Origin of the sequence: Alkalihalophilus pseudofirmus (genome assembly GCF_029094545.1) — a bacterium.
In the GTDB taxonomy this organism is placed as follows: domain Bacteria; phylum Bacillota; class Bacilli; order Bacillales; family Bacillaceae_D; genus Alkalihalophilus; species Alkalihalophilus pseudofirmus.
Genome location: NZ_CP117835.1, coordinates 2378188 through 2399976, shown reverse-complemented (window position 1 = coordinate 2399976; position 21789 = coordinate 2378188). Strand labels below are relative to the sequence as shown.

The following is a 21789-nucleotide window of genomic DNA, read 5'->3' as shown; positions in this document are numbered from 1 at the left end:
CTATAGAATTCCTTGATCTTTAGCCATTTTCTTCGCCACTTTAGGGGCAAGCCACAATGTTGGGAGCATGATCAGTGAGACGGGAACTGCAGTAAAGACAATAAATGATTGAAGAGCATTAATACTGCCTTCTCCTAAATATAATAGCACTGCAGCTACAGCACCCATAGAAAGCGCCCAAAACAATCGAATCGATTTAGCTGGTGTACTGCTTCCTGTTACTGTCATTGAAATTGTATAAGACATCGAATCTGTAGTAGTCGCAACAAACACAATGGTTACTAATAAAAACGCAGCAGCGATCCAAAAACCAAACGGCAATTGTGTGACAATAGCAATCATGGAAGCGGGCAGCCCGGCTTCATAAAGCGGTTCGCTGACTGAACCAGGATTTTGGAGTTCAAAGAAGATTCCGGAGCCTCCTACAACAGTGAACCAAAAGTTCGTCACAAGAGGGGCAATAACAATTACGGCAATAAATAGTTCTCTAATCGTACGGCCGTGAGAGATACGGCTGATAAAAATAGCCATCATTGGACCATACCCGATAAACCATCCCCAAAAGAAAATCGTCCAAAATGATAACCAGCCTGTATCACCTCGATATAAACTCAGTTCAAAATAATCGCGCAGGTAAACACCGTATGTTCCAACAAATGAATCAATAATAAAGCCAGCTGGTCCTACTAATAATACAATGACGACGAGGACGAGAGTAAAGATTATATTAAATCGGCTTAGCCATTGAATTCCCTGATGAATCCCGGTTACTGCAGAGATCCCTGCAATCGCAACTAATCCAAAAATAATCAATAACTGAGTGAGAAATGTATTTGGAATGCCAAATAAGGAATCTAACCCATATGCTGCTTGTAATCCAAGAAAACCGATCGGGCCGATGGTACCAGCAGCTACGGCAATAATGGAGAATGAATCTACCGCAATACCTAATACATTGTTTTTATTCATGATGTTTTTACCTACTAGAGGGTAAAGCAAAGTTCGAGGTTTAAAAGGCAATCCCTTAGAATAGCCATACATAAGTACTACTACACCTAATGTACCTAAAATCGCCCAAGCAGAGAATCCCCAATCAAGAAAAGATTGAGCAAGAGCTGGAACGATTGTCTCCTGCTGACCAGGCGGAATATCACCGTACATAGGCGGCGTCTCTAGAAAATGATAGATCGGCTCAGCAGCAGCCCAAAATACTCCTCCGCCTGCGAGTAACGTACACATTATCATGGAGATCCATTTAAATGTACTTGTTTCTGGTTTTTCACTTCTTCCGAGACGAACAGACCCGTACTTTGAAAACAATAACCCTAGTGCAATCAAGAACGTTAGAAGCATAAATACTTGCCAAAAGGCACCGAAATAGGTTGCAGACCAATTGAACGTAGCATCTACATAATTGGCAACCCCTTCAGCTGATATAAATGAAGCTAGTACGAATAAGATCAAAGCCCCGCCGCTAATGATAAAGACCGGCCAATCAATCGTTTGTTTATTCAAAAATATTACCTCCTATATAACTATCCGAAATAAAAATAACTTTATTACCCTACCATATAAATAAAGCTGGGTAAAACGTATCATTAATAGGCAAAATACTTAAATTTTAATCACTGTAGGACGAGCCTTATTATTAGCATTCTAATAAAGCACAAAAGCTATTCTCTCAAGGCCTTGTTTTTTGAAATCATTTGCTTCAACTAACAATTCTATTTATAATGAAATAAGCAGAAAAAGGAGGGGATATTATGCTTCACAAAACGTGGATGGATAAAGAAACGATTCGTACAGTGGAATGTGTACATACGGATGCAAAAAAATACATGGTCAATCGTGCTTTAACGAAAGGCAAAACATACGAGCTTAAAAATGAAACGGATGAATTTTATTTTGTCATTGATAACACTGGTAAAATGGGTGGGTATTACAAAGAGTATTTTAAGAATTAAGACAGTGGGATCACTGTCTTTTTTATGTTCGATTGAGAAAGACGTATTGATTGCTTCAACATGGTCATTCTACTAAACTAGATATATAGGGAAAAATGAGAGGGGGCCATGATGGTTGCTTTTACTGAAATGATCTCTTTTATCCAAAGTCATGGTTATATGGCCTTGTTTCTGATTTTTTCAATCGGATTATTCTTTTTTCCAGTCCCAAATGAAATCCTCCTGATGAGTGGAGGACTGATTGCTACCACTGCTTATGTAAATCCTATCCCAGCTATGTTTGTCGTTTATGCAAGCATTCTTGTGCACGGGACATCCCTTTATATCGTTGGTCATTTCTTAGGTACTAAATCCATTCCTATTAAAGAAGAACGGTCGATTTGGTATAGGCGGGCATTAAAGGGAAAAGAGCTGCTTGATCGTTATGGATTAAAGGCAGCATCGTTTAGTTACTTTTTTCCTTTTATCAGGCATGCGGTGCCATTTAGTGTAGGGTTGTCAGCTATTTCCTATCAACGTTTTGCGGCGATCGGATTTAGTTCTGCTTTTGTTTGGATGAACCTTTACTATTGGATTGGATTTCATTACGGCCGTTCGATTAAAGACTGGTCCTCATTTGTTCAACAATTAATTTACACATTAATAGGAATTGCGATCTTATTTGGCATTTATACCTTTATTAAATACAGAAGAGAACGTCACAGAAAGCAGCAGCCTAATGATCAATGAAAATGCCTGAAGGTTTATCAGGTATTTTTTTGTTGCCAATTTTCATCTTTTGATCTATGATAGCGTACGTACGAAAGGGGAATGCAAAATGAGAGTGAGAGTCAGCGGGAGAGATCAAAAAGAATTAGTTGATTTTATGAAAGACCTTGAGAAGCTTCAGAACTTCGAGGTTACGTACGCCTCTGAATTAAGAGATTCAACGCGCACGAACAATCCGAAGTATAGAAACAGTAAAGAGATTATGCAGTATGTTGATATAAAACGCAAATCATAAGAAAACAGACACCCTACACGGCATGCTTGGGTGTCTGTTTTTTTATAGAGCGTGCTTTATCCGGCTTTGAAACTAAAAAGATAGAGAAGAGAACAAGAGCTACTCCGAACCATTGAATCAGCGATAATTGGTCTTTGAAAATGAGAAATCCGATGCCGATTGCTACCACAGGTTCAATCGTAGATAAAATAGAAGCCCGGCTGGATTCGATCTCGGCTAAGCCACGTGTATAAAGCAAGTAAGCTAAAACAGTGGGGAAAAAGGCCAGCCCGAGTCCATAACCGACTACATCTATCTGAGTGAATAAATGAGCTTTGTTCCATAACCCTGATGTAGGAATCATAAACATAGCTGCACAAATAAACGAATACGTAGTAATGGTCATTGAAGAATATCGTTTCGAACTCACTTTAGCAAATATGCTGTACAAGGCATAAAAGAACCCAGATCCAATACCAACTAGCAGTATATACGGAGTAATAACTGTGTTGAAGCTTGGGAGAAGACCAACGACAAACGCACAGCCTATAATTGTCAGTACTAGGGCTGTTACTTTATTTGGTGTTAACCATTCTTTAAAAAATATTCGAGATAACAGCGTTACAAAAAATGGGCCCGTATATAAAAGGACAACTGCCAGCGATAGATTTGATTGATCAATCACGGTAAAGAAGCACCAATTAAAGAATACAATACTGATAATACCGGTACCAATAAATAAAGGCAGATCGCGAATGTGAATCCTTAGCATCTTTCTATTTGTAATAATCAAATAGCCCACTAGCAAGAGCGCAGAAAAGATTGCTCGTATTGCGACTATTTCCCAAGCTGTAAAGCCATACGAATAAAGGGGCTGCACAAATAAACCAATAATCCCCCAAAGAGCTGCGCCTAAGACAGCATAAAGATAGGCTTCTTTAACGCTCATCCATCATCCCTCCACACATCCATTCCTATTATCATATCACGACTCATATAGCTTGTAAGCAGGGTACATGTATTTTGTAAGAATTAGTAAAAGAGATTGCAGAAATGCCAATAGTAGCATATACTTTCTTAAAAGATGACACATGTACGTACATAAAAAAAGCGATGAGAAAGAGGAGTACATACTTAAAGCCTTCTTAAGAGAGCTCGTGGCAGGTGGAAACGAGTGCTGGCTGTGTATGGAATGGACTTTTGAGCTGTAGGCTGAACATAACAAGTAGGCTGTATCGTGTTGGTCCCGACGTTATCAGGGGATGCTGTTTCATAAAAATGAGACGGTTTAAGCGGGTTTATTAAGTTGTGCATATAAACCAATAAAGGTGGTACCACGGGCTCTCCCGTCCTTGTATAGGATGTGGAGGGCTTTTTTTATTTATTAAAGGGGGTGATCGTCATGGATTCTGATTGGTGGTGGCAAAGACTTTTTCCGACATGAATAAAACAAATAAGGAGAGATAGTGATGACTCAAAAACAAACTTTAGTATCAGGGATCAGACCAACAGGCGATCTCCACCTTGGAAATTATATAGGAGCGATGAAGGAAATTCATAGGCTGCAAAAAGAATATGAGGCTTACTATTTTATAGTTGATTTGCATGCATTAACGACACATCCTAAGCCCGAATTAATAAAATCAAGGACACGTGATGCAGTGAGAAGTTATTTAGGAGCCGGCCTTGACCCAAATCAGGCAACGATTTACGCCCAATCATCATTGGCTGCTGAGATAAGTGAATTACATCTTTACTTGAGTATGGTTATGCCTATTGGTGAGCTGTTAAGATGTCCCACATTTAAAGAAAAAGCAAAACAGCATGCTGATCACGTTAGTTATGGGTTAGTAGGGTATCCGGTCTTAATGGCAGCTGATATGTTTATTCATGGAGCTCATAAGGTGCCTGTTGGAGCAGATCAGCTTGTGCACATCGAAATTGCAAGAGATCTCGCACGCAAATTTAATTCTATGTATGGAGAAATATTGACTTTGCCAAACGGAATGGTTGAAAAAGAGGCGAGGGTACCCTCATTAGGCGGAAAAGGAAAAATGAGTAAATCATTAGGGGCGAAAACCTATATTTCTCTGCAAGATTCAAAAGAAACAATCGAAAATAAAGTGAAGAGAGCTTATTCTGATCCAACACGTACCCATCTAAGCGATCCCGGCCACCCGACAGTAGGTGGCTGTAATGTATATCATCTCCATTCCTATTTTTCCAATGAAGAAGTGAGGAAAGATATAGAGAAGAGATGCAGCGATGCAAATATAGGATGTGTAAGGTGTAAGCAAATGCTTAGTGAATCTATCATTGAGCTGACAGAACCGATGCAAAAGCGCGCTCTGGCCTACAGTGATATCGATGTGGATGACATTTTACGAGAAGGGGCTAAAAAAGCGCAAGAATCAGCGCAGGTAACGATTGCTAAAGTGAGGAAGGCAATCGGGCTGATTCAATTATAATTTCACGTAATGAATTAAAAACACAAAATAATTCAATATAAAAAAGCCGCTAGTGAATAACTAGCGGCTTAACTTATTACTTTTTGTATTCAAGGAATTCATTGTAAGTCATTTGCTTATCAATTAAGCCATCTTCCGTAAGTTCAATAATACGGTTAGCAATGGATTCATTAAATTGATGGTCATGACTCGAGAAGATCATGGAGCCTTTGAAGGCAATTAAGCCATTATTTACAGCTGTAATTGATTCAAGATCTAAGTGGTTAGTAGGCTCATCTAACAGCAATACATTTGCACCGCTTAACATCATTTTAGACAGCATACAACGAACTTTTTCTCCCCCTGAAAGCACGCTTGCTTTTTTCAATACTTCCTCACCAGAGAACAACATTCTTCCAAGGAAGCCGCGTAAGAATGTTTCACTATCGTCTTCCGGAGAGTATTGACGCAGCCAGTTGACAAGGTTTAAGTCACAGCCTTCGAAGTATTCGGAGTTATCTTTAGGGAAGTAAGCTTGAGAGGTGGTTACTCCCCACTTATACGAACCGCTGTCAGGCTCCATTTCACCAGCTAAAATTTTGAATAAAACGGTTTTCGCAATTTCATTTGTACCAACTAAAGCGATCTTATCGTCTTTATTCATTGTAAAGCTGACGTTGTTTAGAACTTTTTCGCCATCAATTGTTTTTGTTAATCCTTCAACACGAAGCAAATCATTCCCGATTTCACGTTCCGGTTGGAAGTGTACATATGGATATTTACGGGAAGAAGGTTTAATATCGTCTAAAGAGATCTTATCAAGCAGCTTTTTACGTGACGTTGCTTGTTTCGATTTAGAAGCATTCGCGCTGAATCTAGCTACGAAGTTTTGAAGCTCTTTAATTTTTTCTTCTTTTTTCTTATTTTGGTCTTGAGCCATTTTAAGAGCTAACTGACTGGACTCATACCAGAAATCGTAGTTACCTACATAAATTTGAATCTTGCCAAAATCAAGGTCTGCGATATGAGTACATACTTTGTTTAAGAAGTGACGGTCATGGGAAACAACAATGACAGTATTCTCAAAGTTAATTAAGAATTCTTCTAGCCACTGAATCGCTTGTAAGTCAAGGTGGTTAGTCGGCTCATCTAGTAAAAGGACATCGGGCTCACCAAATAACGTTTGAGCAAGTAATACTTTTACTTTCTCACTACCTGTTAGATCAGCCATTTTCTTTGAGTGAAGATCTTCTTGAATGCCTAATCCTTTTAGTAGGATCGCAGCTTCAGACTCGGCTTCCCAACCATTTAACTCTGCAAATTCACCTTCAAGCTCCGCTGCTTTAATGCCATCTTCATCAGAAAAATCTTCCTTCATGTAAATAGCATCTTTCTCCTGCATCACTTGGTAAAGGCGTGCATGTCCCATAATAACTGTTTGAAGCACTTCATACTCTTCGTATTCGAAGTGGTTCTGCTTTAACACAGCGAGACGCTGGCCAGGCTTCATATGCACGTCGCCTTGTTGTGGTTCAATTTCACCAGATAAAATTTTCAAGAACGTTGATTTCCCTGCGCCGTTCGCACCAATTAAGCCGTAACAGTTACCAGGTGTAAATTTAATATTAACTTCTTCAAATAGTTTACGGTCCCCATATTGTAGACCAACATTTGTTACTGTAATCATGTAGCTATATGCCTCCAATGTCTGTAATCGTATGAATTATACCATTCCTAACAACAAGAGGATAGCCAAAGAGCTGTTTTCTCAAAAAAACATCATAAAATGCGATTCGAAAAATGATTACAATAAGTAATAAAAAGCATATACAGCAAGGCCTGCACCAGCTGCGAGCATCACCACAGCAAGAAATTTCATTGATTTTAAAGAGTAATTGACAATGATTGCCCCAAGTAAAACAGCAAAGTATAATGAGAAGTCAAGCGGGAAACGTTCGACTGAATGAAGAAATGTATCTCTTGTTGCAATCATAATCAAGACAGGAGCTAAATAAATCAAGGCAACAATAATCAATCCGATGGTATTCTTTTGTTTTAACGTAAAGTTCATCAGGAACACACCTTTCTAACGTATGGTTATTACGTATAATGTGCCCATAATATTCATTTTTATCATCCATTTGAAAAGGGGAGAGGCTGTTGAGTATAGAGAAAATGCATGAGGCAGAACAGATTCTAAAAACGTATTATGGCTATGATTCCTTTAGGTATGGTCAACAACAAATTATTGAACAGGTGTTAGCCCAAAAAGATACGCTTGGGATTATGCCTACAGGCGGGGGGAAATCTCTTTGTTATCAAATTCCAGCGCTTACTCTTGAAGGAGTAACATTGGTGATCTCGCCATTAATATCATTAATGAAAGATCAAGTAGATGCCCTTCATCAGCTTGATATAGCAGCTACATATTTAAATAGTACATTAACAAGAGAAGAGGAAGAAGAACGGATCAGTCTTATTCAGACAGGTGAGTATAAACTGGTGTATGTTGCGCCCGAACGATTAGTGCAGCCATTCTTCCAACAACTGCTAGCTTCAATTCCGCTTTCATTAGTAGCTATTGATGAAGCCCATTGTTTGTCTCAATGGGGGCATGATTTTAGACCGAGCTATTTAGGGATTTCAGCGTGGCTCAACAATTTTAATCAAAGGCCGCCAGTCTTAGCTTTAACTGCTACAGCCACTAAGGCAGTACAAAAAGACATCCAAAATCATCTAGACATCCAAAACGAGAATACGGTTGTCACCGGTTTTAATCGTGAGAATTTAACGTTAAAGGTATTAAAGGGAATAGATAAATGGCGTTATGTGAAACAGTATGTACAAACCCATAAAAGCGAAGCCGGGATTATGTATGCAAATACACGTAAAGAAGTGGAACAGCTGTATCATAAGTTACAAGAGGTCGATATTCAGGCAGCAATGTATCACGGTGGACTGAATGAAAATGAAAGAGCACGACATCAAGAAGCTTTTTTGCATGATCAAGTAAGTGTGATGGTAGCGACCAATGCGTTTGGGATGGGGATTGATAAAAGTAATGTCAGGTACGTTGTCCACTACAATATGCCGCGTACAATCGAATCATATTACCAAGAGGCTGGTCGTGCCGGACGAGACGGAGAAGATAGTGAATGTGTACTCTTGTTCAGCCCTCAAGATATTCGTGTTCAATCCTTTTTAATTGAACAATCTGAGCTGACAGAAGACCGTAAAGCTCAAGAGTATGAGAAGCTTCAACAAATGACGTCTTATATTCATACGGAAGGCTGCTTAATGACGTACATCTTAAGCTATTTTGGGGATGTGTCTAAAGCGGATTGCGGCAGGTGCTCATCATGTGTCCGTGAAGGAGAAAAAGTGGACCGAACGAAAGAGGCACAAATGGTTTTCTCTTGTATAAAACGAATGAGGGAACGCTTCGGAAAAATGATGGTGGCTCAAGTATTAGCTGGCTCTGAAAATCAAAAAATAAAACAGCTGCAGCTTTATACTCTTCCGACCTATGGCATTATGAGCGGGTATACGGCAAAGTATGTGGCAGAGTTTATTGACTATTTAACAGCCGAGAAATACATTAAACCCACTGGTTCACAGTATCCAACACTTCAGCTGACTGATTTAGCTCTGCCTGTTCTTAAAGGGGAAAAGCAAGTTCATCAATTTGTTGCTTTGCAAAAAGAAGAGGCAGAAGAAAATGATGAAGTATTTGAAGCATTACGGGATTGCAGAAAAAATCTTGCAGCAAAAGAAAATATCCCTCCTTATATGGTGTTCTCTGATAAAACGCTCAAGCAGATGAGTCAATATATTCCATTAACTAAAGAGGAATTATCCATGATACAGGGAGTGGGCGAACAAAAACTTGAGCGGTATGGAGAGACTTTCTTGGATGTACTCAGTTCGTTTAAGGATCAAAAAACAACAATGATTAATGAAACAGCAACTAGATTAAGCTCAAGTTCTAAAGGCACGAAAGCAACAAAAGGAAGCCACCTCATCACAATTAAGATGTTTCAAGATGGTCAGAAGGTAGAGGATATTGCAAAAGAGCGAGGGCTGAGCGAACAAACGGTATTAAACCACATTCTTAAATCAAAAGATGAGGGCATCGATCTTAAGCTGCCAACTTATGTGGAAGAAGAGGTTCGAAAGGAAATTGAAAAGGCTGCTGAACAAATCGGAACAGATAGGCTTCGACCGATAAAAGAAGCACTCGGAGATCATATAACATATCAAGAGATCCGCTTTACAATAGAGAAGTGATTTAAATAAAAATTCACTTAATTGATCATAGATAATTCATGGTTAAGGGCCGATAAGGTGTCAGAAATGTGGTATGATAGGGGCTAGAGAGAAGTTTTTTGCCCATTTCGGGAATGGGACAAGCGAACGGGAAGATAAAGGAGAATGTGAATATGACGACGATAAAAATTGTTACGGATTCAACTTGTGATTTACCTGCAGAGCTAGCTGCAAAGCATGGAATAGAGGTTGTTCCCTTATCGATAACATTTGGAGAAGAGACGTTTTTAGACGGGGTTGATATAACAGCTTCTGAATTTATGGATAAACTGAGAGCGAGTGAGGAATTACCAAAAAGTTCACAGCCTGCAGTTGGGGTATTTGAAGAAACCTATAACCGCTTAGCAGCAAGTGGTGATGATGTGAAGATCATCTCGATTCATATAACAGAAGGTATGAGTGGAACGATGAATGCAGCACAAACTGCAGCAGACATGAGTAATGCTGATGTAACCGTTGTTAATTCACGATTTATTTCTCAGGCTTTAGCCTTTCAAGTAGTTAAAGCGGCTGAACTTGCAAAGGAAGGGAAGTCTGTAGAGGAGATTATTAAAGCCATTGATAAGGTACGTGAGGGTACATCATTATTTATAATGGTTGATACATTAGAGTACTTAAAAAAAGGCGGAAGAATTGGACGTGGGAAGGCATTACTCGGCTCTTTACTAAAAATTAAACCGATTGCTTCTTTAGCGGATGGAGTGTATACACCTGTTACAAAGGTACGTACTCATATGCAGATGATTCAGACGCTAACGAAGACGTTTGCTGATGAGACAAAAGGAAGAGTCGTAAAAAAAGTGGGTATTGCTCATGCAGATGCAGAAGCACTTGCTGCAAAATTAAAGCAATCCGTTGAATCAATTAATGAGTCAGTTGATATCACCATTTACCCAACTTCACCGATTATCAGCACTCACACCGGACCTGGTGCGATTGCATTAATGTATTATTCTGAATCAAACTAAAAAGAGGAGTGATGAGCATGAAAGAAATAACAACAGACCAAGAGTGGCATGATTTATTTAAGCAATCAGATGATGGTCCTGTTTTATTATTGAAGCATAGTACAACTTGTCCTATTAGTGCAGAGGCATATGATGAATTTCAATCATTTATAAATTCTTCGAACGAGAATGCTCACACGTATGCTATGGTTAAAGTCATCGAGTCACGACCTGTATCTAATCTAATTTCAGAAGAACTAGGTGTGAAGCATGAATCTCCACAACTATTTATTTTAGACAAGAAACAAGTTAAATGGGTTGATTCACATTTCTCGATTACAAAAAAGAAAATTGAAAAAGCACTTGCTTAAATATAGAGTTCTCAACAATCTGAAAGCCGCTTCATTTTTGAAGCGGCTTTTTTACTTTCTTTCGAGCCATTTGAATATAAGTGAATATTAAACAACTTGCCCCGCCAAATGAACAGATGTATTGTAAGATCCTCATAAACTCCATTAAAACCGCCTCCTACTTATAGAATGCACGAGCAAGAGGCGAATTATGCAAAAATGTGTAAAATATTGCAGAGGAATTTATAACTTTTTTTATTTGAGGGAGGAGTTCGGCAATCATTGTCGAATCTTTGTCAGAGTAACAAATAAAAGGGGGAACTCAAAATGAACGCTAAAGAGCAGCTAAGAGCATTAGTAGAAAAAATGAACCGTGAACCAGCACCTATTGCTGAGGAGAAAGACCGCGTATTTCAATTTGATTTAAAGGAGTCAGGAAGCATTCAAGTGCAATTTAAAGATGGAAAAGCATATATGATAGAAGAGGCCACAGAAGAGCCTAATGTCACCCTTAAAATGAATGATGAATCATTCATAAAGATGTTGAATGATGATTTAAATACGACGATGGCCTTTATGAGCGGTAAATTAAAAGTAGACGGCAGTATGGGACTGGCGATGAAACTGCAGCAATTAGTAAAAGAATATAAAGAAGTATCCTAATAAAAAACAGGTCATCCGCTAGTGGACGACCTGTTTTCATTTTATTTATAGAGCAAAAATAGCGAAACTGATACCAATCAAACCGATGATTGCCATGATATAAACCGGCAGCTTAGGCATCTCTCCGTTATTTTCCATTGCTTTACCGAACATAAAGAACACGACAGGGTGAACTAGAAACGGCATAGAGAAGATGAATGGAATAAGGAGTGAAGATTCAACCCCAAACATTTCACCTTGAATCGCTGCAAATAAACCAAAGTGAGAAATAGCTGAAGTTTGCGCCATTGCTCCGTATTCAAATGACATTGAACTCATACTTAGCAGGGCAAGACCACCGAATACTGCACAGATCTGCCATCCAAATGAGAATTGCATTAACGCTTTTACCTCTTTACGATCCTCACCATTTGCATTGCGTAAATTTTTAAGTGCCAGCGCTGTTAAAACAATACCAATTGTTACGATAATGGCTGTTGGAATGAACCATAATGAGCCTTGTTCTGCACTAATCGCAAGAACAGAGAATACGAAAATATGTCCGAAAAACGGAATATTAATCATAATTGGTGCACGTTGAGCCGCCACCTTACCAAAGTCTCCAGCTGTACAAGCGCCTGTCAGACCTGAGTGGGACAATGAACCTGCCATTCCTGGTGCTAGGTTGCGTGTGTGAGCTGTTTTAGCAATAAACATCACAAGGGCAATACCGCCAAACATCCAGAACAATTGACCAAAGAAGCCATAGAATAGAACGGCATTCATACCTTCAATGGCAAATGCATCCCCAATTCGTGAACCTCCGACCATGAAGTTCGCTGCAAGGACAACAGGAATACCGGCAAATAGTAAAGCACGAACGGTCGGACCAAATGTCCAGTTATAAAAAATAGCTCCGATCGCTGCTGAGATCATCATAGCAAAGAAAATTTGCGGCAGGGCAATGATTGGCTGTACTGCTTGGGCAATCGCAAATGAAATAAATAAAACGATGATAATAAGAGCTGTCTCAAGAAGCCCTTTACGAATGTAGATATGCTTATTGCCAACTTGAGCTTTGTTATCGACTAAAATAACAGAGGCAATCAAACCGATAAACGCAATAAGCGGGTAAAAGCCAGCTACTGTATCAAGCGATCCTGGCTGCAAGAACATTCTCATGAATCCTTCAATCCCAATTAATAAGAAGAACGAACGAAGGATGAAGATGAAATGAGTACGGCCTGTACCTAGTACCACTTCTTCATTCATAGGGACGACAATATCCTTCACTTCCATCTCTTTGTTTCCAAGAATCTTACGTAATTCTTGACCACCTACAAAGAAGGAAACGATCAAAGCGATAATCGTCGTACGCGCCATAAAATCAACAAGCGGGAATTCTGGAAGACCAGGTGTTGCAATATTGACCTCAACTAACAAAAATCCTAAAAGCAAACCGAAAATAACGATAATTAAAATCGGTGAAAACCTAGATCCTGCAACAACCATCCTTGAGATAATCACCATAGGAACGATAAAAAACAATAATAACCAAAACTGGTTTAAAACTTGTACCTGTGAAAGCTGATGAACGATTTCCATTGACATACTCCTAACTATTATACAAATGTGCTATCAAATACTATCTCATTAAAGCATTTACTGCAACACGTGAAAGCGTCTACAGAGTAAAGTTGTAATACTAAGTGTTTTCAAAAAATAATTACTCACTAAAAATATTTACATCTATTTAAAAAAAAGGAAATTGAAACATTTTTTGATATGATATCGTAAAGAGGGTGAGGGGGAATATTCAAATGAATCAGAAATTATTAGAGACATGTAAAGAAAACATTCGTCAAAAGGAAAAATGGGAGGATCATCTAAAGCGGGCAAAAGATTATTTGAGGGAAGAACAAGCGAAAATCATACAGTTGAAAAATCAATTAAAGAAAGAACAGCTAGATGTTGAGCGATTAGAAGGATTATCGTTTTCCAATCTATTTTATACGATCACCGGTCAGAAGCTTGAAAAGATGGAAAAGGAGCAGCAAGAAGCGGCAGCTGCCCAGCTAAAGTATGAAGAAGCTAAGGAGACAGCAGCAGACCTTGAGAGGGAAATAGAAGAGATCAAGCAAAAATTGACCAATCTCGGCGCCCCTATTAAAAAATATGAGCAGCTCATGCATGAGAAAGAAAAGCAGCTTCAATCAAGTAATAGTAAATTAACAGTTGAAATTGATGAATTAAGTGAAGAAGAAGCGAACAAAAAGTTGATTCTAAACGAATTAAAAGAAGCAATCAGCGCAGGTAATCAGGCCAGTTCTGCCTTATCGATTGCAATCTCCTCTTTAAACAGTGCAAAGGGCTGGTCAACATGGGATTTGTTTGGAGGCGGAATGGTATCAACAGCAATTAAGCATAGCAAGATCAATGATGCTAAAAGCGATATTCATCAAGCTCAGCGAAAGCTCCGCCATTTTGAAGAAGAAATGAAAGACGTACAAAAGTTTGCCTCATATTCCATTCATATCGGTGACATGCTTACGTTCGCTGATTACTTCTTTGACGGCTTTATCGTTGATTGGATGGTCCATGGGAAAATCAATGATTCACTCAAACAAACCGAAAAGATGAAATATAAGGTGGATGAAGCAATTGACTCCTTGATTGAGTTTCAAACAGAAATCCAAACAGAAAAAGAGCTAATCAAACAGCAGCGTATCCGTTTGATAGAAGAGGCATAGACAGAGATATGAATAAACAAAAATGGATCATTATCCTCTTTCTATTAGCCGGACTGACCTTGTTTGCTTATATCCAATCACTTGGTTACGAAACAGCTGGTACCGATGACAAAAACAATAAGGAAGAAGTCACGGACAGAATTTATTCTTATTTAAATGAAGTTGATGAAGAAGGTTTAGTCGAAGTCATGGAGAAGGCCGCACCTGGTATTACGAAGGCAAGAGAGTTGGGGTTGACGAGAACCTATGATACAGAGTGGGAGTTAGGTGATACGAATGATACGCTTCGCATAGAAGAGGTGTGGGTTCGTAAAAGTCATCATTCATTCCTCTTTTACAGTGTGGATTTAGCAGATGACACAGAACGCATACATGATTTCCCTAAACTAACAAGCCGGATTGAGTTCGATGATCATGATTTTGAATATTATAATGAAGTGTACTCAGACAATGAGTTTACGGGATTCAACCATGTTTATAAAGACGGGCGGTATTATGGTGTGGCCATGTTTTACCTGCCGTATTTTTCACCGGATATCGAAATTGTAGAGCTTGATGAGATCAAATTAACTCCAACCACGGTCCATTCGGGAGGAAACATTCATCAAATCGAATCAATTACGTTGGATGTGGATTATCAATATGATGATATTCCATATAATGAAATCAATGGTTCATCTGTTATGGATATAGGAGATTTATCCGTTAAAGTTGATTCGATCAGAGCTCATCCTGAATCATTTGATCTGCAATTTAAGTTTATGGAGCACCCAGACTTAATGCTTGATTCACTTTGGGGCTACTTAACAGGAGCTGGAGATTCAAACAGTTCAGTGGGAATGAAGAAAGATAATTATACCTATTTAATCAGTTATGATACTTACAGCGAACCTGTTAATGATCTTACATTTACAATGAACTCTATGTATTTAATAAGTAATGAACGTATAGATGTTAAACTTCCTACAGATGAAGAATTATTTGAGAGTGTCAAGGATGCAGAAATTTATAGCGGGGAATATGGGACCATTTTAATTAAGCAAGTATCTTATAATCAGGATCAGCATTACAACATTGAGTTCAGTTTTATTCCGAATGAAGACGCCTCTTACCATTATGATTTATCGCATGTATCAATTGATTACGGAGATACACAATGGTCAGAGAATGAGGAGTTTGAACGGGCTAATATCCTTAGCTTCAGCTCAGATAATGAAAAATTAGATCCTCAGTACCTTTATATGGGCAGCGGTTCATCGGAACATTCTTTTGAGCTTTTGCTTGATCAGAGAAAAGTGGAAGAACTAGATGAGATCACCTTGTCATTTGAAAATATCGGTATCAATGTTGATCTGAACGACTCATTCACCATCCCTCAAGATATCTTTAATTATTAATTTGCATAAGAATAAAATCACTTCACTCATCAAACGCTAAGCGTGAGGTGAAGAAGATGAATCGGCCAATGCTGACTGCGCTGTTAACAATCGGGCTTGCGCAAAGCCTTAAAGTTCCTATTAAAAAAATGCAAACGGACCAGTGGGAGTGGGATACGTTGTTAGAAACGGGAGGTATGCCAAGCTCTCACTCTGCAGGGGTCACAGCTCTTGCCACGTATGTAGCACTAGAGCGCGGGGTATCATCCGTAGATTTTGCTCTTTCCACTGTATTTGGCTTAATTGTGATGTATGATGCACAAGGAATTAGACGCCAAACAGGTGAATTAACGATTAAAGTGAATGAAATGAATGCAGACCTTGAACGAATGGCTGGGGACTCTCATGCGAAACAAAGTGAGAAACGCTCTGTGAAATTAAGAGAACGTTTAGGTCATCAGCCTGAAGAAGTTGTTGGAGGCGCTCTTTTAGGGCTGATTACAGGTGGAATTAGCTATGCATTGACAGGCAGAAGAAAAAAGAAATCATTTATATTTTAATGGAGGAATTGCCGAAAGTGGGCAATTCTTTTTTTTGAGATGAAACGTATACTCACTAACAGGCGTCTTATTGATAAAGAATATAAGGGGTGCACAAAAATGAAAAAGTTAATCGGGGTATTAATTATTTCCTTTTTAGTTATGCTCACAGCTTGTAATCAGCCGGTAGAAGATTCACAAGAAGAGCAGCCTGTTGAGGAGAATGAAGAGGGTGGAGTGGAAGAGGAAGTGGTTGATGAGGAAGAAACAGATGGTGAACAGGGAGAAAACGGTGAACATGAAGACGGAAACGACGTGGAATCGCCAGAGGAAGCGGAGAATGGTGAAGGGGAAATTGAATTAGCAGACGAAAAAGAATTGACGTTTGAAATAGAAGGGCAGACAGAAACGCGTGTTGCTCAGTTTAACCGCAGCGAACTTGGATATGGGATCTATGTGCTAGAAGGGTATACGCTTCATAGTGAAGAGCCAGGCAGAGATGCCCTTGTTTTCAACAATGATGGAGACTTTTTCACACGTATTATCCCACATAAGAATGAAGGTTCGGCAGAGAAATTAAAGGGTGCTATTGAAGAGCATGCCCAAGGAGAGATTGAAAACCTTCAAGACCTGCCAATGAGCGGCCTGCAATATGCCCTAAAGGAATCAGTTGAGATTAGTGGAGAGCGAACGACGATCTATCATTTGGCGAAAGAGGCAGAAGGGGAGTTGTTTCAATTGACCGTCTTTCTACCTGCTAAAGAGGCACAGGAAGGCGTTGCTCCTAGCATGCTGGCTATGCTAGAAACAGTACATCCATAAGTAAGGGACGTACCATTCTGATTTCAGTCAGGATGGTTCTTTTTTATTATAGGGTAGATAGTGGTGAATAAAGACAGCAGAAGGAAGACTATGGTACTGTAAAAAGAGATAAATTCCGTGTTGCGAAGGGTAATATAAGTAGTATATAGATAATACGCTCATATCAATAAGATATAACACATAACACAAGCCCTGAGGAGTGTGAGAAGCATGGAGGAGAAAATTTTGATCGTTGAAGGGACGAATGACCGCAAACGAGTGAAGAAAGTATTAAATGAATCCATTGATATCGTTTGTACGTATGGGACCCTGAGCGATGAAAAGCTTGAACAATAAATCCTACCTTTTGAAGACCAAGATGTCTACATTTTAGTTGATGCAGATGAGGCGGGCGAGAAATTAAGAAAACAGTTAAAAAGAGAGCTCCCGAATGCAACTCACCTTTATACACAAAGGGGATATGGACAGGTTGAAACGACTCCGCTTGATTATTTGAGCCAGGTGCTCAGGGGGTATTTTGAGGTGAAACATTAAAGAAGTTGTGATAATTGCAAGAATACGCTAGCGTTCCTATTCGCCTATTATAACCGCTAGCATGCTTATATTATTTGGAAAAAAGACTGCTTATTTATACGTTTAAATATCAACTTCTTTTGACGCTCGTTGATTGTAGCGGAAGGCACCGACTCCTGCGGGATGCGCGTGGCCAGGGGAGATCCCACAGGAGCGTAGTGACGAGGAAGCTCCCGGACCGCCCGCGGAAAGCGTGTGCCTGCAGCGGAAATCAACATATTCAGTAAGCGGGGAGTTAGTACTGTTCACCTGATCATTATGAGGCTGGATTCCATACAAGGTCTCCAGATTTGTCGTCATGATCTACTTCTACATCAAAATGATGCTTTTCATAAAAATGGATGAGTCTGTCAAGATGATCCCAATCGCGTTGTGCGATATCACCGGTAATGTATTGTACATTTTGATCCATGGCATGGTTTTTTAAGTAATTCATGCAGATCGAACCATATCCTTTGTTTTCTTCCCCTTTTATATCACCGATGTGGATCGTATGATCATCTGCATATGTGGCTTGAATTGAAAAATCCCAGACCCCTCTATAGGCAGAGTCACATTCATTGAGCATAATTTTACACTGAGCTCCATCATCTAAGATGTACACAATCACCCATTTTTCTTCTTTGGTCTGCTCGATGCCGAGTACCTGCCACCGTTTAGCAATTTGTTTCAAATTCTCTTGCATCCGGAACATTTGAAACTCCAAATCATTTAATTCTTTTTGCAGCTCCTCTGGCTCTTTGACTTCATCAGTCGTGAGAGTTGCGAGTACCACCGAACCACTCCTTTTATATTTAATATTTCTTAGTTAATTTGGCTCACACAAGTTCAGTATTATAAAGGAACTTAATCATTTTTTCAAATTAAAAAGCCGAGCTCAGCTCAGCTTTTTCTTACTAGTATTGACGAGTAATCCACTTAGATAATGCATCGCGTACTTGTTTAAGTTGTTCTTCTGTAGAAATGGACGCTGGGGTGTCGCCTTTTTGAGCTCCGTAAGATCCAAATTGTGCATGGTTGCCGCCTTCGATTATGATTTCAAGGTGTTCAGAAGTGAGGTATGCTTCAGCCTTATCGTAGCGGTCTTTATTTAAAACAGAATCATTTGTTGCAATAAATGAAATCGAGGAAAGTTGTTTATCTGTAAGGCTTCCTTTTTCATCAGGATAAGACGCTAGGAAAAAGACCCCGTTAAATACTTCCTCATTGTCAGCTGCAAATCTTGAGGCCATCACCCCGCCGAGTGAATGCCCGCCGATAAATACCGGCTCATCGCCTAAATCTTTGATCACACCCTGAGCTTTGTTCCCACCAAGAACAGCTAAATTCACCGGCATTTTTATCACAAATGTACGGAAGCCTTCTTCTGCAAGCGAGTAAGCAAGAGGGGCGTAGCTCTCATGCTCTACAAGGCCGCCAGGATACATAATCACGTTAGCTTCAAGCTCTGTTTTGCGCGGAGAGAATTCAATCCAGTTTGAATCTATTTTCACTTCGACTTGTTCTGATGAGTGTAGGAGTGACAATGCCTCTTCACTTGCCGTGTATGGTCTTAGGAACCAAAAGATTAATGCTATTAATATAAGGATGGTCGCTAATAAAATCTTCCACCAATGTTTGCGCAGCCACATGATGCCATCTCCTTTATTGCTTTTAAAAAAGCTACCCAGCAATTGGATAGCTTAGACATTATAATAAGGTTGTATGCAGTTTGATCTTTAATTCAACTGATTGGAAAACAGATTCCACACGCTCATGGTCCATTTCAAATGTATAAGTTGTAAAATCAGTGTCTTCAAGGTCTGGAATCTCGCAAATAATCGTAGCCAGTTTTTTACTGAGGATGGCCGATTCCCTACCTGCAATCAGCTTCTTCTGATATCGTTTATATGCAGGGTCAAATTCTCCAGTTTCTAATTGATTATAAACACCTTCAACGGATCCATATTGCTGAATAAGCGGAAGAGCGGACTTCTCTCCGACCCCAGGACAGCCCGGAATATTATCACTCTTATCACCAAGCAAAGCTTTTACATCAATCCACTGAGTTGGCGTAATGCTAAATTCCTCTTCGAAGTGGGTATTAGTGTATAGTATTTCTCCCTTTTTACTTGCGATAATTTGAGTCGTGCGCTCATCTAAAAGCTGAAGAAGATCGCGGTCATTACTATAAATCAAGCAGCGTCCATCGTTTCTGTTTGACCATTGACAGGAAAGAGCTCCGATTGCGTCATCGGCTTCATAAGGCGGAACTGTTACTTGCAATATTCCCATATCTTCTAAGATGCGAGTACACGTTTCATATTGCTCAATCAGCGGGGCAGGGAGGTCATTACGTGTTTCTTTGTAAGTCGGAGCATATTGACGTCTAACCGAATCTTCACGCTTAACATCCCATGCTACTGCAGCATGCGTGACATCATGTTCATGAATTAAATTCATTAATTTTTGAAAGAATACACGCAGTGCGTTTGTATATAAACCATCACTATTTTTACTAAGCTGATCATCACTTCTGCCATAAGACGTAGCAAAATATCCTCTGCTCAGTAAATTAAAACCATCAATTAATAATAAGGTAGGCTGTGTCAAAATAACGTCTCCTTTAAAATGAAAGTTCTTATAGTTTAACATGTCTTATGCATAAATGAGCAATTCTTTTAGGAAAGAGATTTCATTAGATGGAGAAGTCATTTAATGATAAAATGGAATGAATTGATAAAAAAGGAGTTCCACAGTATGACGGTCTTATTTATAATCGCTATCATCACATGTATCGCAGCTCTAGTAATTACTCTTGCACTAACAAAGCAAGAGGATGAACAGTATGGAAGCAAACGCAGTATTACGAACCTGTCACTCGTTTACTTAATTATCTTGCCAATCATTACGGTTATTATTGTATTCATCTGGTGGATATTCTAAAGAAGAACATGCAGTCAAATTGGACTGCATGTTTTTTTAGAATGATTTTTTTAGTTACACTTCTAATTGATCCACATCCACAGTCCAAAATTGTTCAGTGAAAAATTTCACTGCAGCATCTGGCTGATCTCCGTTTACTAACGTTTCTTCAAGGTCTTTTAACATCCAGGCAGTTTGTGAGATGTGTGCTCTTAAAGCAGCCATTTTTTGATTAGCAAACGGGCTGATCGAGTGAACGACATCTGCATTGCCAATATGTTCTTCATGTCCATTTGAGAAGGCGACACAGTGGAGAGTCGGACGGTCTTCTTTTTTCATCTTTTTAACCGCACGTACAACAGCTCTAGCTGTCGCTTCATGGTCAGGGTGTACGGAATATCCCGGATAGAAACTGATAATAAGAGATGGATTACATTCACTAATAAGGTCACTTACCAACTGAACCATTTGATCATCATCTTCAAACTCTAATGTTTTATCACGCAGCCCCATCATTCTAAGGTCAGTGATTCCAATAGCTTCCGCAGCCTTTTTCAGTTCATCTTTACGGATAAGGGGCAGAGATTCACGTGTGGCAAAAGGAGGATTCCCCAAATTTCTTCCCATTTCTCCTAGTGTTAAACAAGCATATGTAACAGGCGTTCCGCTAGATGTGTGCATCGCAATGGTTCCTGACACTCCAAACGCTTCATCGTCTGGATGAGGAAAAATCACAAGAACATGTCTTTCATTGCTTGTAGTCATGGACATTCACTCCTTTACTGATTATTCGAATGGTGTTTTGCTGATTTCAAGCGCCACGGCTAGTTTTCCGTCAAAGCCATGGCCAGCTAACAGCAGACGCCCTTCTTGATCTAATTCAAAGTGAGTCAATCCCTCTGCATAGACCCAGCCGATTTCAATTTTGAGACCGGCACGAAAAGGACCCTCGCCTATAATTTTTCCATGCTCGTATGTAACATTTGCATTTCGTATATAAGCACTAGCTGAGAAAAAAGATTGATCAAAATGACTCGCATAGGCCCCGTTTGTTGTTTCAAGATGTATGTATACGGGCTGCTTAGCAAATTGATTAATCAAAGGCTGTACTTCTTCAATTGTTATTGGTTTCACTGAACAGTCCTCCAAATGTAGTTTAGTATGTCG

At 39.4% G+C, this 21789-nt stretch carries 23 protein-coding genes, 1 pseudogene and 1 other annotated feature; of the genes and pseudogenes, 14 read left to right on the top strand and 10 right to left on the bottom strand.

Annotation, left to right across the window (positions count from 1 at the left end; all coding sequences use genetic code 11):
* Complete coding sequence (locus tag PQ478_RS12880; protein WP_411810033.1) at positions 1–1521, bottom strand: BCCT family transporter; 1521 nt, start codon at positions 1519–1521, stop codon at positions 1–3.
* Between the two features lie 242 nt (positions 1522–1763).
* On the opposite strand from PQ478_RS12880, the gene PQ478_RS12875 reads away from it, so the two are divergent.
* The 3 genes from PQ478_RS12875 to PQ478_RS12865 all read left to right on the top strand — a co-directional run bounded on the left by PQ478_RS12875 (position 1764) and on the right by PQ478_RS12865 (position 2967).
* Complete coding sequence (locus PQ478_RS12875; protein ID WP_075682775.1) at positions 1764–1964, top strand: DUF6501 family protein; 201 nt, start codon at positions 1764–1766, stop codon at positions 1962–1964.
* Positions 1965–2072: 108 nt separating this feature from the next.
* Entirely contained in the window at positions 2073–2693 is a 621-nt protein-coding gene (locus tag PQ478_RS12870) for a DedA family protein (RefSeq protein ID WP_289234530.1), read from the top strand.
* Between the two features lie 88 nt (positions 2694–2781).
* Entirely contained in the window at positions 2782–2967 is a 186-nt protein-coding gene (locus PQ478_RS12865) for a DUF3970 family protein (RefSeq protein ID WP_289234529.1), read from the top strand.
* A 13-nt stretch (positions 2968–2980) separates the two neighbouring features.
* On the opposite strand, the gene PQ478_RS12860 is transcribed toward PQ478_RS12865, so the two are convergent.
* Positions 2981–3895: a DMT family transporter gene (locus PQ478_RS12860; protein ID WP_289234528.1), complete on the bottom strand. Its 915-nt coding sequence runs from the start codon at positions 3893–3895 to the stop codon at positions 2981–2983.
* A 155-nt stretch (positions 3896–4050) separates the two neighbouring features.
* Positions 4051–4303, top strand: a binding site (T-box leader).
* Positions 4304–4415: 112 nt separating this feature from the next.
* Between PQ478_RS12860 and trpS the strand changes: the two genes are divergently transcribed.
* Complete coding sequence (gene trpS, locus PQ478_RS12855; protein WP_289234527.1) at positions 4416–5414, top strand: tryptophan--tRNA ligase; 999 nt, start codon at positions 4416–4418, stop codon at positions 5412–5414.
* Between the two features lie 76 nt (positions 5415–5490).
* On the opposite strand, the gene PQ478_RS12850 is transcribed toward trpS, so the two are convergent.
* Together PQ478_RS12850 and PQ478_RS12845 are read right to left on the bottom strand one after the other, a co-directional pair.
* Positions 5491–7080: an ABC-F family ATP-binding cassette domain-containing protein gene (locus PQ478_RS12850; RefSeq protein WP_075682780.1), complete on the bottom strand. Its 1590-nt coding sequence runs from the start codon at positions 7078–7080 to the stop codon at positions 5491–5493.
* Positions 7081–7197: 117 nt separating this feature from the next.
* On the bottom strand, positions 7198–7464 hold the full coding sequence (locus tag PQ478_RS12845) for a hypothetical protein (RefSeq protein WP_012959177.1): 267 nt from the start codon (positions 7462–7464) through the stop codon (positions 7198–7200).
* 89 nt (positions 7465–7553) lie between these two features.
* Here PQ478_RS12845 and recQ point away from each other — a divergent pair, with 89 nt between their 5' ends.
* The 4 genes from recQ (at position 7554) to PQ478_RS12825 (ending at position 11679) form a co-directional block, all read left to right on the top strand.
* Complete coding sequence (recQ, locus tag PQ478_RS12840) at positions 7554–9680, top strand: DNA helicase RecQ (RefSeq protein WP_289234526.1); 2127 nt, start codon at positions 7554–7556, stop codon at positions 9678–9680.
* Between the two features lie 152 nt (positions 9681–9832).
* A complete protein-coding gene (locus tag PQ478_RS12835) occupies positions 9833–10687 on the top strand; it encodes a DegV family protein (RefSeq protein ID WP_289234525.1) in 855 nt (284 codons plus the stop codon).
* 17 nt (positions 10688–10704) lie between these two features.
* Positions 10705–11037 carry a bacillithiol system redox-active protein YtxJ gene (gene ytxJ, locus PQ478_RS12830; protein ID WP_012959174.1) on the top strand — a complete coding sequence of 111 codons (333 nt, stop codon included), beginning with the start codon at positions 10705–10707 and terminating at the stop codon, positions 11035–11037.
* Positions 11038–11343: 306 nt separating this feature from the next.
* Positions 11344–11679, top strand: coding sequence for an SCP2 sterol-binding domain-containing protein (locus tag PQ478_RS12825; RefSeq protein WP_289234524.1), 336 nt, complete (start codon positions 11344–11346; stop codon positions 11677–11679).
* A gap of 45 nt (positions 11680–11724) precedes the next feature.
* Here the strand turns inward: PQ478_RS12825 and PQ478_RS12820 are convergent, their stop codons facing one another.
* Positions 11725–13263: a hypothetical protein gene (locus PQ478_RS12820; RefSeq protein ID WP_289234523.1), complete on the bottom strand. Its 1539-nt coding sequence runs from the start codon at positions 13261–13263 to the stop codon at positions 11725–11727.
* 215 nt (positions 13264–13478) lie between these two features.
* Here PQ478_RS12820 and PQ478_RS12815 point away from each other — a divergent pair, with 215 nt between their 5' ends.
* The 5 genes and pseudogenes from PQ478_RS12815 to PQ478_RS12795 all read left to right on the top strand — a co-directional run bounded on the left by PQ478_RS12815 (position 13479) and on the right by PQ478_RS12795 (position 17679).
* The gene (locus PQ478_RS12815; RefSeq protein WP_289234522.1) at positions 13479–14408 is read left to right on the top strand and encodes a hypothetical protein; all 930 of its coding nucleotides are present in this window, start codon (positions 13479–13481) and stop codon (positions 14406–14408) included.
* An 8-nt stretch (positions 14409–14416) separates the two neighbouring features.
* The gene (locus PQ478_RS12810) at positions 14417–15805 is read left to right on the top strand and encodes a hypothetical protein (RefSeq protein ID WP_289234521.1); all 1389 of its coding nucleotides are present in this window, start codon (positions 14417–14419) and stop codon (positions 15803–15805) included.
* A 56-nt stretch (positions 15806–15861) separates the two neighbouring features.
* A complete protein-coding gene (locus PQ478_RS12805) occupies positions 15862–16344 on the top strand; it encodes a divergent PAP2 family protein (RefSeq protein WP_012959168.1) in 483 nt (160 codons plus the stop codon).
* 99 nt (positions 16345–16443) lie between these two features.
* Positions 16444–17145 (top strand): DUF8580 domain-containing lipoprotein, encoded by a 702-nt coding sequence (locus PQ478_RS12800; RefSeq protein WP_289234520.1) that lies wholly within the window; start codon positions 16444–16446, stop codon positions 17143–17145.
* Between the two features lie 210 nt (positions 17146–17355).
* Positions 17356–17679 (top strand): annotated as a pseudogene (locus PQ478_RS12795) (toprim domain-containing protein).
* Between the two features lie 295 nt (positions 17680–17974).
* Here the strand turns inward: PQ478_RS12795 and PQ478_RS12790 are convergent.
* From PQ478_RS12790 to PQ478_RS12780, 3 genes are all read right to left on the bottom strand, one after another.
* Entirely contained in the window at positions 17975–18493 is a 519-nt protein-coding gene (locus tag PQ478_RS12790) for a GNAT family protein (protein ID WP_289234519.1), read from the bottom strand.
* 121 nt (positions 18494–18614) lie between these two features.
* Positions 18615–19349 carry an alpha/beta hydrolase gene (locus PQ478_RS12785; RefSeq protein WP_289234518.1) on the bottom strand — a complete coding sequence of 245 codons (735 nt, stop codon included), beginning with the start codon at positions 19347–19349 and terminating at the stop codon, positions 18615–18617.
* A gap of 58 nt (positions 19350–19407) precedes the next feature.
* Positions 19408–20310 (bottom strand): 5'-3' exonuclease, encoded by a 903-nt coding sequence (locus PQ478_RS12780; RefSeq protein WP_289234517.1) that lies wholly within the window; start codon positions 20308–20310, stop codon positions 19408–19410.
* A 147-nt stretch (positions 20311–20457) separates the two neighbouring features.
* On the opposite strand from PQ478_RS12780, the gene PQ478_RS12775 reads away from it, so the two are divergent.
* Positions 20458–20643, top strand: coding sequence for a hypothetical protein (locus PQ478_RS12775; RefSeq protein ID WP_041822857.1), 186 nt, complete (start codon positions 20458–20460; stop codon positions 20641–20643).
* Between the two features lie 54 nt (positions 20644–20697).
* On the opposite strand, the gene bshB2 is transcribed toward PQ478_RS12775, so the two are convergent.
* The gene (gene bshB2, locus PQ478_RS12770; RefSeq protein WP_289234516.1) at positions 20698–21387 is read right to left on the bottom strand and encodes a bacillithiol biosynthesis deacetylase BshB2; all 690 of its coding nucleotides are present in this window, start codon (positions 21385–21387) and stop codon (positions 20698–20700) included.
* Between the two features lie 21 nt (positions 21388–21408).
* Positions 21409–21756 (bottom strand): YojF family protein, encoded by a 348-nt coding sequence (locus PQ478_RS12765; RefSeq protein ID WP_012959160.1) that lies wholly within the window; start codon positions 21754–21756, stop codon positions 21409–21411.
* Between the last annotated feature and the right edge of the window lie 33 nt (positions 21757–21789).